This window comes from Congregibacter brevis (assembly GCF_045689245.1).
GTDB classification, from domain to species: domain Bacteria; phylum Pseudomonadota; class Gammaproteobacteria; order Pseudomonadales; family Halieaceae; genus Congregibacter; species Congregibacter brevis.
In genome coordinates, this window is the sequence record NZ_CP136865.1 from 2,863,728 (window position 1) to 2,878,942 (window position 15,215).

Here is a 15,215-nt window from a genome sequence, read left to right on the forward strand (position 1 = left end):
GCGCCGGGACTTCAGCCCATAGGCCGAATGCCCACAGCAGAGCGCACTTTCTTCATTAGTGGCGCGCTGTGCTCTCTGGCCCGCTCTGCTCCCTGGCGCAGCACGGATTCGATATGCCCCGGTTCAGCGATAAGGCGGTCGTACTCTTCTCTTGGGCCGCTCAGCTCATCGTTCACCCGCTCAAAAAGCTGTTTCTTCGCCTCGCCCCAGGCAATACCTTCAGCAAAAGCCTGCTCCATGGACGCCACGCCCTCCGGGTCCGCGAAAGCACACCACAACTGAAACACCGTAGAGTCCGCAGTATCTTTGGGCTCTCCCGGCTCAAGAAGATTTGTTTTCACCTTGTTAATAGCCTTCTTCAGGCGTTTCTCGGTATCAAACAGGGGTATCGTGTTGTTATAGCTTTTGCTCATCTTGCGGCCATCCAGGCCTTGCAGTACCGCGACATTGTCGTCGACCCGCGCTTCCGGTAGAACAAAGAGCTCCTCGTAGTTGTGGTTAAAGCGTTGAGCAATGTCTCTCGCCATCTCCACGTGCTGAATCTGATCACGCCCCACAGGTATATCGTGAGCACTAAACATCAGAATATCTGCAGCCATAAGCACCGGGTAGCTAAACAGGCCCATGGTCACTGCATAGTCGGGGTCATCCCCATTGTCCTCATTCGCCTGTACCGCCGCTTTGTAGGCATGCGCTCGGTTCATCAGCCCTTTTGCTGCACTGCAATTTAGAATCCAGGTGAGTTCCGATATCTCGGGAATATCGGACTGGCGATAAAACACCGCCCGCGAGGTATCGAGACCAAGAGCAAGCCATGTCGCAGCGATCTCCAACGTTGATCGCTGCACCTGTGCCGGGTCGCTACACTTGATGAGTGCGTGGTAATCCGCGAGGAAGAAGAACGATTCGTTATCCGCCTGCTGCGCAGCGCCAATGGCAGGACGAATTGCGCCTACATAGTTACCCAGGTGTGGAGTACCGGTGGTTGTTATACCCGTCAGTACACGTCGCACGCTCATTTGTTTCTCCTTGAAATAGGGTTTACCGCAACTAGCAATGCATAACTTGCGCTCAAGGCCCGAGTGCGACTCATGGACTAGCTGCAAAAAGTGGTGATGGGTGGCTGAAGTAGGCACTCAACACCCGCTGCAGTGCCCACGCATCGTCGCTTCCCGCCAACTCTCGGATAGAATGCATACCAAAAGTTGGAACGCCAATATCCAGCGTCGTGACGCCTAGTTCACCGGCAGTTATCGGACCAATGGTGCTGCCACATGCCATGTCTGCGCGCATGGCAAAGGCCTGCACATCGACCGACGCCTTGCGAGCCAGTAGCCTGAATAATGCAGCACCATCACTAGACGTAGCGTAGCGCTGACTCGCATTCACTTTGATCACCGGGCCACCGTTAATCATCGGCCCATGACGCTCATCATGCTTGTCGGGATAACTGGGATGCACCGCATGGGCGTTATCCGCAGAAATCATCATCGACCTCTGCATGAGCATCGGTAAGGAAATCTGGTCAGGAAGCAGCCTCTGCAGAAAGTTCTGCAGCATCGGCCCCTGGGCACCAGTAGACGAGCAGGAGCCAACCTCCTCATGATCATTACAGACCAATAGCGACCATTGCGAACCATCCGCTTCAAGTAGGGCCTGTAATCCCGTATAGCAGGACAGTAGATTGTCCAGTCGCGCCGAAGCAATAAACTCTCTACGGAGTCCTATCTGCGCGGGGGCTTGGGTATCGTAAAAACATAACTCGTAATCCAGAACCTCAGTGATATCCAGAGCTCGTGCCTGTAAGTGCCCACGAAGAAACTCCCGTAACTCAAAGCTCTGAGTATCCAAGGACAACAACGGGGCCATTTGTAGCTGCGCATTAATACTGCGGTTTTTATTCGCTTCTCGATCAAGATGAATCGCCAAACTGGGAATCACAGCAATAGGGTCGCGAAAGTCCACCAACGCCGTCGCAACGGCTCCCGCCCCATGCTCATAACTCACTCGTCCTGCGAGGGATAAATCTCGATCAAACCAAGGGTTCAGTAAAGCACCGCCGTAGACCTCAATACCCAGCTGCAAATACCCCAGTTTGCGCTGCTCTGCATTCGGTTTAACCATCAGGCAGGGGCTGTCTGTGTGCGCACCGACCATGCGCAGGCCGCTCTCTCGCAAGGCTTCTGTTCCAGGACGCAAGGCTATGAGGCTTCCTCCCTGCTCGTAGAAAACTCCAGTACTCCCCGGGCCTATATCGCCATCGTTCTTTAGTCGCTCAAAACCTGCGTCACGAAGGCGCTGGGACATCGACTGGACCGCGTGAAAAGGGCTCGTTGACTCAGATAGAAACTCAAGTAGTCCCTGATTGAATACTTCCTTGTCCACTACGCTTTGTCCTCATCGTTTGATCCCATATGTTTGGACTCCAGCCGCGCCAGCAAACTGCTTGTATCCCAGCGGCCGCCTCCCATGGTTTGTACCTCCGCATAAAAGTCGTCAACCAACTGAGTAACCGGGAGATCAAGTCCCATGCGCTCTGACTCGCTAAGCACGATAGACAAGTCTTTACGCATCCAGTCCACGGCAAAGCCGTGCTCATACTCCCCGGCTAGCATCGTCTTGTAGCGGTTTTCCATCTGCCAGGATTGGGCCGCCCCTTGGCTGATTACGTCGATCACCGCCGTGGTATCAAGACCTGCACGCTGTGAAAACAACAATGCTTCCGACAGCCCCTCTACAACCCCGGCAATGCAGATCTGATTGACCATCTTCGCCAATTGCCCCGCTCCGCTAGCCCCCAACAAGCGCACGCATTTTGCGTAGGCTTCTAATACCGGTAGTGCAGTATCAAAGGCTTCTGTATCACCCCCGGCCATTACCGTGAGCGCACCTCCTTCAGCACCCGCTTGGCCACCACTGACCGGCGCATCCACGAAACCGATTTCCCGCGCCGTACACAAAGTGGCGAGCTCTCGTGCCAAGGCTGCGGAAGCCGTGGTGTGGTCGACGATTACCGCGCCGCTAGCGATCCCTTCAAAGACCCCTGCATCGCCGCATATCACCTGGCGAACATCATCATCATTGCCTACGCAGAGGGCCACAACATCGGCGCCTGCGGAAGCCTCGGCAGGGGTGTCGGCCAAGCTACCTTTATAGCTCTTCAACCACAGCTCAGCCTTGGCCCGCGTACGGTTGTACACGCACACCTCATGTCCTGCGCGAGACACATGACCTGCCATGGGAAATCCCATAACGCCCAACCCCAGAAAAGCGACTTTCATTTAAGCGACGTCCTCAAAACAATTAGGCCCTCAAGACCTAGGCCCACAAGAGCCCACACAAAACCCCGCCGAGCAGTAAGCGATAGATTACAAATGGCAGCATGCCCACGGCATCTATAAGGCGAAGAAACATAGCGATACACGCATAGGCACTAAGCGCCGCAACGGTGGTACCCAAGAGCACCAATGGCAGATCCACCGGCGTGTCTATCGATACCAAATCCGAGGTCTTCAGCAGTGCTGCGCCCAGAATAATCGGAATCGAAAGAAGAAAAGAAAACCTTGCCGCTGCGTGGCGAGACAGCCCCAAGAGTAAACCCGCGGTGATAGTTATCCCAGATCTAGAGGTACCCGGAATTGGCGCAATGGCCTGAGCACAGCCGATCATTAATGCGATCTGCCAACTCGCAACACTTTCGCTAGGCGTCTCACTCACCCTTCGGTCGGCGTAGGCAAGTAATATCGCGAAGACAATCGTTGTGGTCGTAATCACTGGCAGAGTACGCAGAGAATCCATCACATCATTTAGAGCAAAGCCCACAAAGACTGCAGGTACCGTGGCTAAGGCTAGGAATACGATCTCCTGGCTGCTGTCATTCATCGCTTTATTGCGCACCGCCCCCCATCCACCGACAGTCAGGGCCCACAGGTCTCGCCGGAAGTAGATCACCACCGCAATGAGCGTGCCGAAGTGAACCGCCACGTCAAATGCCAGGCCTTGGTCGGGCCAACCCAGAAGCATGGAAGGCAGCAGTAGATGGGCTGAGCTAGAGATGGGCAAAAATTCAGTCAGGCCCTGAACCAGCGCCAACACCAAGGCCTGCCACCACTCGATCATGCGATGCGCCCTTGCTCAGCAAGGGTCTTCCAGCCTATGCGCGATTGCACATAATCCGGTGTCGCGAGCATCGGATCCTGCCCAAGTCCCGCCTCAAGCGCCAACTTAGCAGGTTTAAACATGTCCTGAGCCTCAGGCAGCACGTCGGGCCACGCCGTTAGGGAGTCTCGAATCTCCGGAGGCATATCGTCCTGTAAAGCGAAACCACTCCCCACACCGACAAGGGACACCTCGGCCCGAGGCCAGTTGTCGGGCAGTTCCAATGCTTCTGGAGGCGCAACAAAAGCCTCACCCGAGGCGCAAACTTCCTCATCGTTGATTGAAAACCACTGTCCATACACCTGCCCGATACGGGCATCAATGCAACTCAGAATCATCGCCGCAGGAGCACTATCTGTTCTTCTCAGAAAGGTGCGCACCTGCGTTTCCAGGCTCGAGACCCCCACCACGGGCACTCCAAGACTAAAAGCGAGGCCTTGAGCTGCGCTCACCGCGATACGCAGTCCCGTAAAGGACCCCGGACCGCGACCGTATACAATAGCGTCCAAGTCGAGTTTCGCAGGATTTTGTCCCTCAAAAAGCTCATCCAACAGGGTAAACAACAGTTGCTGATGCTGCCTTGGCATGACGCGATGCAGAGACCGACACGCGAGCTCGCCCCCAAGCGCGAGGCTTAAGGCATCCGTAGCACTGTCGATAGCGAGAAGGCGACTCAAGTATATGAAATCTGGCAAACGTGAGACGCAATTATCCCACAGTCTTTAGAGTCAAGCGAAACGCCTATAAATATAGGAGTTTCGGCCTAACTGTCACCCCTTCGGTGAGATTTGTGTGACCTAGGAAGCGGCCAATGGCATCAGGCCCTTAGATCCGTCGATGCCATGAAGTACGAATAGTATCAGCTCGATTTAGTCGGCGATCTTCGCGTGAGTGCGTCTTACTCTCAATCCTTGGTAGAGAGCAACACCTGAACGTAGCGTCGAGGCGATTAAACCGCGTTCACCTATTAGGGGAAGTCACCAACTCGACCGCTTCCGACCACCAGAAAGAGTCGGTGAAGCTCCAGATATTCTTCGAGTAAATGTTGGAAGTATCCGCTATATTTCCTCTCATGTTACTTAGAAGCGTTACACAACACGTGAAGAATCAGAATTGGTTCGCAATTTGGATTGATCTGATTATCGTCATTGTGGGTGTATTCATCGGCATGGAGATCGCCAATTGGTATCAAGATCAATCTGATCGAGTCGGAGCCCAGAGACTTATTACAAGGCTTGAAGAGGACTTTGAGGACAGGAAGGCGGAACTAAATCGATTGTCAGAGATTCACTACGAAGCGACAGTCGCGGTTGATTCGTTGCTGACGACCCTTGAAAGTGGCGACGCCTTATCCAAGGATGCAGCGCTGACCAAGCTGCAAAGCGGGTTATATATAGAGTCTCCGCCGTCTTTGCCCATCAGTTTCTTGGAAATGGTTTCATCTGGTCGCCTTGATCTGCTCGATGAAACACGACTGAGAGCCACATTGCGACGGGTACAAGCCCTCGTCACAGCGTACGAGAGCGTGCCATTCTCGGTTAATTTTACGGATATTCATACGGCGATACGGCCACACTACAGGCTCACCAGACAGCCCAGTCAACAACCATCTGCTGAGTCATTGGAGCAATTCGATGTCGAAGGCTTGTGGGCAGACAAGCAGGCCAAGAATGCTTTGTACGAACTTTACGATATGCAGCGTCTTGCGCAAATCTGGATTCAGGCCGATTTAAAGCTATCCCAACGAGTTCTTGAAGAAATCACAGTCTCAAGGTCCAAGTAGCCTTACCCACAGATATCAAAGCAAAACGACTCCACACAATCCTTGCCACGGGAGGCAATACCTCGGGGGAAAACGATATGACTGACGTTGTGGGTCTGGTGCTCTGCGGCGGCGCGGGCCGGCGCATGGGTGGCGCCGATAAGGGCCTAATTCAAGTCGATGGTTTGAGTAATGCTGAGCGAGCGGTACGGCTGCTAAATCCTCTCTGCGGTCGCTGTTTCGTAAGCGCGAACAGAAACCTCGAGTTTTATGCAAGTATCGAGGGCGTTGAGGTCATCTCTGACCTTCGTTCCGACTACCAGGGTCCCCTGGCTGGCTTAGAGGCTTTAGCACCGATTTTGTTGGAGGTAAAAAGCGATGCACGACTAATCCTGCTTCCCTGTGACCTGCCAAAACTCTCTCACGAAGTACCGAAACGCCTTCTGGCGGAACTCGGGCAGCGTGAGGACATGGACATCATCTACGCAAGCACCCCGCACGGCGGACACTACCTATGCGCCGCTCTACGGATTTCTGTCCTAGCAAAGGTGAGTCAGAGACTTGATGGTAGCGACTACTCCGTCCGCGGGTGGTATGCGAGCTGTAAAAGTGCGTCACTCAGCTTCGGCACCGAATTCTCGGAGGGGTTTCTCAATCTGAATAGAGTCGATGATCTAGACCGACAGGACCAAATCATCGGAAACAAAGTTTAAGCATCCAGGGCAGTGACAACCTTCGCTCGAATTTCCTGCACAGTGCCTACACCCGCAATAAAATGACAGGCGGGCGCATCGTCGCCACTCATGTTGCTATAGAAGTCCACCAGGGGCCTGGTTTGCTCCTGATACACCGCGAGACGCTTGCGCACGGTTGCCTCAAGATCATCATCGCGATGAACCAAAGGCTCGCCCGTTTCGTCGTCCACACCTTCGACCTTCGGCGGATTGTGCTCTATGTGGTAAATCCGACCTGAGCCCGGATGTACCCGTCGCCCGCTCAAGCGCTTCACAATCTCATCGTCATCAACAGCAATCTCGATAACGTGGTCTATGCTTACGCCAGCGTCAACCATAGCCTGCGCCTGAGGAATCGTTCGCGGAAAACCGTCGAAGAGGCAGCCGCCCGCGCAGTCAGGCTCAGCAATACGCTCTTTCACCAGGCCGATGATGATGTCGTCTGATACCAGGCCGCCAGAATCCATAATTGCCTTGGCCTTCAAGCCTAACTCCGTACCAGCCTTCACAGCAGCTCTAAGCATATCGCCGGTAGATATCTGAGGAATGCCAAAGGCTTCGGTAATGTACTGAGCCTGGGTACCTTTACCGGCACCGGGAGCTCCCAGCAGTATCAATCGCATGGACGTCCTCATTTTTAAGAAAATAATCCGATCAGCCTGTAGGCACACCCTACAGCCGAGCCGGACACCATACCGGCAGCATCGAGGGGAAACAAGCAGGCTTTAGTCGAAGGTTTGTACGTTATTCCGCCGCCTTTACGTCACTCCAGAGCAGCTCCATGGCAGCGCTGTCGAGCACTTCAAGCGCCTGCCCCTGAACTGCGCATTGCGCTTCCATAGCCCGAAAGCGGCGCTCGAACTTGCTACTGGCACGGCGCAGCGCGGTCTCAGCATCAATCCTCAAGTGGCGAGAGAGATTCACTACAGTGAAAAGTAGATCCCCCAACTCATCTTCCATGTCTTCATCGTTTTTTCGCGCGACGGCCTCTCTAAGCTCGCCAAGCTCCTCGTCGAGCTTACTCCAAACGGGCTCAGCGCTCTTCCAGTCAAAACCGACGCGAGACGCGCGTTTCTGTAACTTCTGTGCGCGGGGTAGTGCCGGCAACGCCACAGGAACATCATCCAGCGCGCCAAGCTGTGAGCGCCCTGCTCGCTCTTTCGCTTTTATAGCCTCCCACTGCTCTTTTACTGCCGCGGTGCTGCCGACGTTGCCCTCAGTGGAAGTCCCAAGCTGGACACCCGCTTGCGCAACCGTCTTGTCTACGACGCCTTCAATTTCGCCGTCAGCGAATACATGGGGATGCCGCCGGAGTAGCTTGTCTGAAAGCCCATGTACCACCGATTCAAAACTGAACAGTTTTTGCTCTTGCCCTAGCTGCGCGTAGAAAACCACCTGAAAAAGCACATCACCCAGCTCGTCCGCTAGATGAGGATAATCGCCAGCTTCTATGGCAGCAGCTAGCTCGTAGCACTCTTCCAAGGTCGACGGAACGATACTCTGGAAATCCTGCTGTAAATCCCAGGGACATCCGTCCTCGGGATCTCTCAGCCGCTCCATAATCCGCAATAGGTCAGCGAGCGTGTAACCTGCGTTATCCAAAGGGTTTACTCCGATTTCTCCGCCTTAACTAACATCGAACTCAGGTACTCAGCCTACGGGCAGATATTACATTCTTAAGTCGATTGAGACGCTCAAGAAGCTTTGCCAAGGATCCCAAGTCCCCCACTTCCACCGTCAGGCGCATCGCAGCTGCGTGTGCCTTGCGGTTGGTCTGGGTTTGAATCGAGAGCACGTTGATTCTCGCGTTCGCAAACATCGAGGTAACGTCCCTCAAGAGCCCTTGGCGATCATAAGCCTCGATCGCGATATCCACCTCAAAACGCTCATCTGGGGTGCCCCCCCATTCCACGTCAATAACCCGCTCAGGATGCTGCTCCGAGATCTTCAACACCCGAGCACAATCTTCTCTGTGAATACTCACACCGCGACCCTGAGTAATAAAGCCCGTTATCGCATCACCCGGTACGGGCTTACAGCATCCCGCAATGTTCGTTAAAAGATTTCCGACGCCCTGTACCTGAACGGCGTTGCGTTTCCGACCGCTACTCGGCCTACTTACCCGCAATTCAGGCTGCGGCTTACTACCGATAAGCGTTTCCGCGGCGTTTACAACCTGTGAAGCGGTCAGATCACCCGACCCCACCGCTGCATACATGTCGTCAACGGTAGCAACACTAAGTCGCACGGCTATACGCTTGTAATCGACGCTGGTGAGCGCTAAGCGGCGAAATTCTCGCTCGAGCAATTGTCTGCCCGCATCAACATTTTCTTCGCGTGCCTGGCTTTTAAACCAAGCCTGCACTTTAGCGCGAGCGCGAGGAGTTTGCAGATACCCCAAGCCTGACTGCAACCAGTCCCGTCGTGGACGATTCTCCCGGCCGGTAAGAATTTCTACACGGTCCCCGGTCTGCAGACTATGCGTCAACGGAACGATTCGTCCGTTTACCTTCGCTCCACGACAACGATGGCCAACCTCTGTGTGCACGTGATAAGCAAAATCGAGAGGCGTCCCGCCGCTAGCGAGGTTTACTACGTCCCCGCGTGGGGTGAATACATACACGCGGTCCTGAGCCACATCAAACTGCAATTGCTCTTCGACGCTGACCGCGTCGCCGCTTTCCTCATGCCAATCCAGTACCTGGCGCAGCCAATTAATCTTCTCGTCGTAGCTGGAACCCGTGCCTTGCCGGGTATCAGTACCTTTGTATCGCCAATGCGCACAAACGCCGAGCTCGGCCTCCTCGTGCATTTCATGGGTGCGAATCTGGACTTCGAGTATCTTGCCTTCAGGGCCAATCACCGCCGTGTGGAGCGAGCGGTACCCGTTCTCTTTGGGACTGGCGATGTAGTCGTCAAACTCGTTAGGGATGTTGCGCCAAAGGCCATGCACTAAACCCAAAGTCGCATAGCAGTCTTTAAGCTCGGGCACGAGGATACGCAGAGCACGGATGTCATACACCTGAGAGAACCCGATGCCCTTGCGCTGCATTTTTCGCCAGATGCTGTAAATGTGCTTGGATCGACCGCTTATTTCAAATTCGATACCGGCCCCGCCAAGTACCGAACGTAACTGATCTGTCACCCGCGTAATAAACCGATCACGCTCGAGCCGCTTGCCATCCAGCAAGCGCGCGATGCGTTTATAGGAATCGTTGTACAGATAGCGAAAGGACAGATCCTCAAGCTCCCATTTCAGGTGACCAATACCCAGACGATGAGCCAGCGGGGCGTAAACATCGAACACATCCCGCGCGACCAGCTCCTGACGCGTTTTATCGCTCTTTACTGCTCTGATCGCGCAGGTTCTTTCTGCAAGCTTTATAAGGGCTACCTGCACATCGTCGACAATAGCGACAAGCATCTGGCGGATGTTGTCTCGTTGCCTCTCTGCCTCACCGAGAACTGCTGTATCGCTGGGGTTGCGAAGGTCTGCGATGGCAGCCATGCGCAGGACGCCGCGAAGCAAATTGGTAACGCCTTTGCCAAAGCGGGCTTCTACTTCGTCCAAACTCAGACGCTGTTCTCTTACAGCGCGATAGAGCAAACCGGCGACAAGACAATCCACGCCGACACGAAGCTCAGCCAGAATCTGCGCCGATTCTATGCCCGCCCATTCGCAATTTGGCTCCCGAGCCCAATCCCGAGGGTCGATGGCGGGAATCTTGGTTGCGCCATGGAGAACATCAAGGGCATCTCTTAGTCTGTCTCTGCTCGCATCAGACAGGGCCAGACCCGCCGGAAGCTGCGCCAGCCAGGCCTCTCCGTCTGCTACTCCATCACTGGAAAAGTAGCTCTGTTCGCGAATGCGGACCATGAGTTCAGTCCTTGTCGAAGACGCCGGTCGAGAGGTAGCGATCGCCCCGGTCACAGATGATCATCACAATGGTGGCGTTTTCGAGTTCTGCAGAGATACGCAGAGCCCCGGCGACAGCGCCGCCCGCAGACACACCGCAGAAGATGCCCTCTTCTCGCGCCAACGCACGCATAGCATCCTCTGCTTCGTTTTGGCTAATGTCCAAGACACGATCGACCTTAGCGGGTTCAAAAATACTCGGTAGATAAGCTTGAGGCCAGCGACGAATACCTGGAATACTCGCGCCCTCTGTCGGCTGGAGTCCGACAATCTCAATCTCAGGGTTTTGGGTCTTGAGGTAGGCAGAGCAACCCATAATCGTACCCGTGGTTCCCATAGAGCTGACGAAGTGGCTTATTTCGCCACCCGTCTGACGCCATATCTCAGGGCCTGTTCCACGGTAGTGGGCCAAAGGATTATCCGGGTTCGCAAACTGGTCCAACACGATACCCTCGCCCGCATCACGCATAGCGTGGGCAAGGTCCCGCGCGCCCTCCATACCTTGTTCGGCCGTCACCTCTATCAGTTCGGCACCATAGGCCTTCATTGCCTGCTTACGCTCGCTGCTAGCCGTTGCCGGCATGATCAAACGCATCCGATAGCCACGAATTGCCGCTGCCATAGCCAATGCAATACCGGTGTTTCCGCTAGTCGCTTCAATAATCGTGTCGCCGGGTGCGATATCGCCGCGGGCCTCGGCCTCGGCAATCATACTCATGGCGGGTCTATCCTTGACTGAACCAGCGGGGTTGTCACCCTCCAGCTTCGCGAGCAACACGTTGCTTGTATTCCCGGGAAGACGCTGAAGACGCACAAGCGGCGTATTACCGATACAAGCCTCAATAGTTGGATAGTCAGGCATAGATGTTCCTAAAGCTCGTGCTCAAATCAAGATGTTTGGTACTCAAAACGGCCACCACCTTATGCCAGCAATACGGCGAATACCACCGCATTTCCGCACTCTATTGCACTGCCACTGATCAAAGCTAACAAGCGCTGTCTGCCACTTATTGCTCTAACTTAGTCGGCGCAGCTTTAACGGTCTCAAACATGCTGCGCGAGCGTAGAGGGATGCTACCCAAATGCGGGTGAAGTAAGGCTCTTACCATCCGCTTTGCAGCAGCGCCGTTCTCACCATCAAAGCGGCCTTGCGCGATAGCTGAAATTTGAGCGCCTGTGAAACTCGCATCGCCGGCGCTGGCTTTAACTCCAACTTCCCGGAAGCCAAAGTCAGGCACCAATGCGTAATGCCTGTCGTCGCAAATAGGCATACCCCGGGACGCATCACAGGATAGATCAACCGCGTAGCCCAGCTCCTCCAGCAAACTGAATTCAAAACGCCTGAGTGCCGACTCTAGCGCACCACGTGGGCTCTCGGCACGCACCGCGTCTGACAAATCTGCGATCGCTGCGCCATAAGCCGTAAACACTGCGGGCTGCTCTTCAAAACGTTGTAGCAGCCGCAGGAGTAGCTCATTGAGATAGAAAGCGCTTAACAAGGCATCCCCCGTCAATGGAGGTAGCTCTCCCCCGGACTCAGCACCGGTGAGTGTTAACAACTCGCCTTTTCCCGAAAAACTCAGCAGTAACGGCCTGAAAGGTTGTAGCACGGCACCTAGAGGTCCGCCGCGACGTCGACGGCTCAAACCGCGCGCGACCAGCCCTAGACGCCCATGCTCGACGCTAAACACATCGAGCAATTCACTATTATCACGAAAGGGTCTGCGGTGCAGAAGATACGCGGGCTGGAGCTGGACTCGCATCAGGAAAGTCAGCGCTAGGACTCAACGCCCATCGTCATATCCAAGACTGCGCAGGGCCCGCTCATCATCAGCCCAGCCTGATCGAACTTTCACCCAAAGATTGAGCATGACCTTGTTGTCGATCAGCCTTTCAATATCCTGACGAGCTTCGGTGCCTATTTGACGTAGCCGACTGCCCTTCTGGCCAATCAATATAGCTTTCTGGCCTTTACGCTCCACAAGAATAACGGCTGAGATATGTACTATCCCCGCCTCCTCGCCATATTCTTCGATTTCTACGGTCGTTGAATAGGGAAGCTCGTCACCCAGCTGCCGCGTGATCTTCTCTCGCACGATCTCTGCCACCAAAAAGCGCGTGCTCCGATCCGTCACCTCATCTTCTTCAAACAGGAAGGGGCCTTTGGGAAGACGCTGCACAATTTCCGTTTCGAGAACATCGAGATTTTTAGCTCGCAGTGCCGACAGGGGAATCAACGCGGCAAAATCAGCCCGTTCAGAGAGTGACTCTAAACTGGGTAAAATAGCGTTGGGATTGTCCTCAAGGTCTACCTTGTTGACCACCAGCAAAACCGGGGCATCCGCAGCGAGGCAGCTCCGCAAAACGCGATCGTCATCATCTCGCCATTCCCCTCGGTCAACCACCATGACCACGATGTCCACGGCGGCCACTGCGGCGCCGGCGGTGCGGTTCATAAAGCGATTCAACGCTCGATCTTCGCCGCCATGAATACCGGGCGTATCAACAAACAACATCTGTGCAGTATCGGTAGTCTTGATACCCAACACCTGATGCCGCGTTGTTTGAGGCTTACGCGAGGTAATCGACAGCTTTTGCCCCAGCAGGTGATTTAGGAGCGTTGATTTACCAACGTTGGGTCGTCCTACGATGGCCACGTAACCGCAGCGTGTGTCTTCGCTCATGATTCCCCCAGTTGATCGAGCACCGCCGCCGCGGCGGCCTGCTCGGCGGCCCGACGACTATCGCCAACCCCTTCAGCAATGACTTTGCCATCAGCGAGCTCGCAGGCAACAGTAAATATGCGGGCATGATCCTCTCCCGCCGCGTTACGCAGTACGTAATCCGGCAGGGGACGCCCACTCCCCTGCAGTAACTCCTGCAAACGGGTTTTCGGATCTTTCCGAGCCTGCTCCAGCCTCAGGCCGTCTAAACGGCTCCGAAACACTTTGAATATTGCCTGTCGGCAGGCCTCTATGCCTGAATCCAGAGTGATGGCCCCAAGCACGGCCTCAAAAGAATCGGCCAGTATTGAATCGCGGCGGCGACCGCCACCATGGCGTTCACCGGAGCCTAAGCGCAGCTGCTCCCCTAGGGACAGCTCCCTTGCTACTTCTGCTAGAGCGCTACCCTTCACTAGAGACACACGAAGACGACTCAACTGCCCTTCGTCAGCATCTGGAAATCTTCGATAAAGTTCTTCACTGACGATATAGCCCAGAACTGAGTCGCCGAGAAACTCGAGACGCTCGTTGTTCCTGCTACCGACGCTACGATGAGACAGCGCTTGTGCGAGTAAGGACTCTTGATGCAGCCGACAGCCGAATTGCCGCTCAAGCCACTGCTGATCATCCATCACTCGTCGCTGTAGCGCTCGCCACCAATGAACACCAGGTCGTCGTATTTCACCACGGCATCGATACGCCAGAACAACGGGATACGGTCTTCGTAGTTGGCGTTGAGTACGACCTTGCCATCTTCGCGCGTTATTTCCACATCGCGAGGCCCAATGGTTTTGATCTGATTCATATTGAAACTACCGGACAGCGTTCGACGTATGTCGGCAATCGTGTCCTCATCGTCGTCATACTCTTCTGCCGCTTCGATCACCAACTCCCGGACCGTTTGATACTCAATCAAACCCGGCGCGATTCGAATACCGGACATGACAAAGAAACCCACCATCACGGCAATAATGAGCATACCCAACATGCCCATGCCTTGCTGTCTGTTACGTGTTTTCATAGCCCTTCCCTCGATAACCGTCGGCGTTGAACGGGATCTACTCGATGCCGCCGACGCGATCAAAACTTGGGATGCTGAACAGCGAGTCCCAGTGCATCCATATAGCAAACGCTTTGCCTACTATATCCCGCTCGCTTACCTGACCCCAAACGCGACTATCAGAGCTGTTATCGCGGTTATCCCCCATCATGAAGTAGTGACCTGGCTTTACGGTGACCGTGAAGTCTCTTCCCGGGCGCATGAGATTCACCTGCTGGAGGTGATTTTTGCCTCCAAGGGAGGACATCCCCATCTGGTAGCGAGAACGCCCTTCGGGAAGTACTGCGAGGGGCTCAAAAGGAATGGGCTCCCCGTTCACGTAAAGCCGCTTGCTGCGATAGCTCACCACGTCGCCGGGCAAACCGATGACCCTTTTGATGTAATACGTTTTGTTTAAATGCGGCGGGAAAAACACCATGACGTCGCCGCGCTTGGGTTCGCTGATCGAGAACACCTTAGTTCTCAGTACTGGCAGACGAATACCGTAGACAAACTTATTCACCAAAATGTAGTCACCAACTTCGAGGGTTGGGACCATCGATGAAGAAGGAATCTGAAAGGGCTCTGCCAAAAAACTTCGCAATACAAACACCACAGCGAGCACTGGAAAGAAGGAACGTGAATACTCGACTACCGTTGATTCTCTGGGCAGCGTCTCCACGGAGGCGGCGAACAATTTGGCGTCCGCTGAACCGTCACGATCCCATTCCGGGTACTGGCTGCATAAAGCGTCGAGGCTTCGCTGACGACCAGGTGCCCAAAGCAGTCGATCGGCGAGCCAGATCAATCCGGTACCAAACACCAGAATCACCAGAATGAGCGGAAAATCAAGCGACATACACGCTCCTGTGCGTAAGGACCA

16 protein-coding genes are annotated in these 15,215 nt (G+C 54.6%); 2 read left to right on the top strand and 14 right to left on the bottom strand.

Annotated features, from left to right (window positions below; all coding sequences use genetic code 11):
* Positions 1-11 precede the first annotated feature (11 nt).
* From trpS to tsaB, 5 genes are all read right to left on the bottom strand, one after another.
* On the bottom strand, positions 12-1,019 hold the full coding sequence (trpS, locus tag R0137_RS12720) for a tryptophan--tRNA ligase (protein ID WP_407326782.1): 1,008 nt from the start codon (positions 1,017-1,019) through the stop codon (positions 12-14).
* 70 nt (positions 1,020-1,089) lie between these two features.
* Positions 1,090-2,385 (bottom strand): M18 family aminopeptidase, encoded by a 1,296-nt coding sequence (locus R0137_RS12725; protein ID WP_407326784.1) that lies wholly within the window; start codon positions 2,383-2,385, stop codon positions 1,090-1,092.
* Positions 2,385-3,281 carry an NAD(P)-dependent oxidoreductase gene (locus R0137_RS12730; protein WP_407326786.1) on the bottom strand — a complete coding sequence of 299 codons (897 nt, stop codon included), beginning with the start codon at positions 3,279-3,281 and terminating at the stop codon, positions 2,385-2,387. The genes R0137_RS12725 and R0137_RS12730 overlap by 1 nt, the downstream gene beginning before the upstream one ends.
* 37 nt (positions 3,282-3,318) lie before the next feature.
* Positions 3,319-4,116, bottom strand: coding sequence for an undecaprenyl-diphosphate phosphatase (locus R0137_RS12735; RefSeq protein WP_407330020.1), 798 nt, complete (start codon positions 4,114-4,116; stop codon positions 3,319-3,321).
* Positions 4,116-4,835, bottom strand: coding sequence for a tRNA (adenosine(37)-N6)-threonylcarbamoyltransferase complex dimerization subunit type 1 TsaB (tsaB, locus tag R0137_RS12740; RefSeq protein WP_407326787.1), 720 nt, complete (start codon positions 4,833-4,835; stop codon positions 4,116-4,118). The genes R0137_RS12735 and tsaB overlap by 1 nt, the downstream gene beginning before the upstream one ends.
* 422 nt (positions 4,836-5,257) lie before the next feature.
* On the opposite strand from tsaB, the gene R0137_RS12745 reads away from it, so the two are divergent.
* The gene (locus R0137_RS12745; protein WP_407326788.1) at positions 5,258-5,941 is read left to right on the top strand and encodes a hypothetical protein; all 684 of its coding nucleotides are present in this window, start codon (positions 5,258-5,260) and stop codon (positions 5,939-5,941) included.
* A gap of 77 nt (positions 5,942-6,018) precedes the next feature.
* Positions 6,019-6,633, top strand: a complete 615-nt coding sequence (locus tag R0137_RS12750) for a molybdenum cofactor guanylyltransferase (protein ID WP_407326789.1) — start codon at positions 6,019-6,021, stop codon at positions 6,631-6,633.
* Here R0137_RS12750 and adk read toward each other — a convergent pair.
* The 9 genes from adk to lepB all read right to left on the bottom strand — a co-directional run bounded on the left by adk (position 6,630) and on the right by lepB (position 15,191).
* A complete protein-coding gene (gene adk, locus R0137_RS12755) occupies positions 6,630-7,277 on the bottom strand; it encodes an adenylate kinase (protein ID WP_407326790.1) in 648 nt (215 codons plus the stop codon). The genes R0137_RS12750 and adk overlap by 4 nt on opposite strands.
* Positions 7,278-7,398: 121 nt before the next feature.
* On the bottom strand, positions 7,399-8,214 hold the full coding sequence (gene mazG / locus R0137_RS12760) for a nucleoside triphosphate pyrophosphohydrolase (protein ID WP_407330021.1): 816 nt from the start codon (positions 8,212-8,214) through the stop codon (positions 7,399-7,401).
* Positions 8,215-8,296: 82 nt separating this feature from the next.
* Positions 8,297-10,531: a GTP diphosphokinase gene (gene relA / locus R0137_RS12765; protein ID WP_407326791.1), complete on the bottom strand. Its 2,235-nt coding sequence runs from the start codon at positions 10,529-10,531 to the stop codon at positions 8,297-8,299.
* Positions 10,532-10,535: 4 nt separating this feature from the next.
* Positions 10,536-11,432, bottom strand: coding sequence for a cysteine synthase CysM (cysM, locus tag R0137_RS12770; RefSeq protein WP_407326792.1), 897 nt, complete (start codon positions 11,430-11,432; stop codon positions 10,536-10,538).
* Between the two features lie 145 nt (positions 11,433-11,577).
* The gene (gene recO / locus R0137_RS12775; RefSeq protein ID WP_407326793.1) at positions 11,578-12,333 is read right to left on the bottom strand and encodes a DNA repair protein RecO; all 756 of its coding nucleotides are present in this window, start codon (positions 12,331-12,333) and stop codon (positions 11,578-11,580) included.
* Between the two features lie 21 nt (positions 12,334-12,354).
* Positions 12,355-13,254 (bottom strand): GTPase Era, encoded by a 900-nt coding sequence (era, locus tag R0137_RS12780; RefSeq protein ID WP_407326794.1) that lies wholly within the window; start codon positions 13,252-13,254, stop codon positions 12,355-12,357.
* Positions 13,251-13,925, bottom strand: coding sequence for a ribonuclease III (gene rnc / locus R0137_RS12785; protein WP_407326795.1), 675 nt, complete (start codon positions 13,923-13,925; stop codon positions 13,251-13,253). The genes era and rnc overlap by 4 nt, the downstream gene beginning before the upstream one ends.
* Complete coding sequence (locus tag R0137_RS12790) at positions 13,925-14,314, bottom strand: DUF4845 domain-containing protein (protein ID WP_405270071.1); 390 nt, start codon at positions 14,312-14,314, stop codon at positions 13,925-13,927. The genes rnc and R0137_RS12790 overlap by 1 nt, the downstream gene beginning before the upstream one ends.
* A gap of 37 nt (positions 14,315-14,351) precedes the next feature.
* Positions 14,352-15,191, bottom strand: coding sequence for a signal peptidase I (lepB, locus tag R0137_RS12795; protein WP_407326796.1), 840 nt, complete (start codon positions 15,189-15,191; stop codon positions 14,352-14,354).
* Positions 15,192-15,215: the final 24 nt, after the last annotated feature.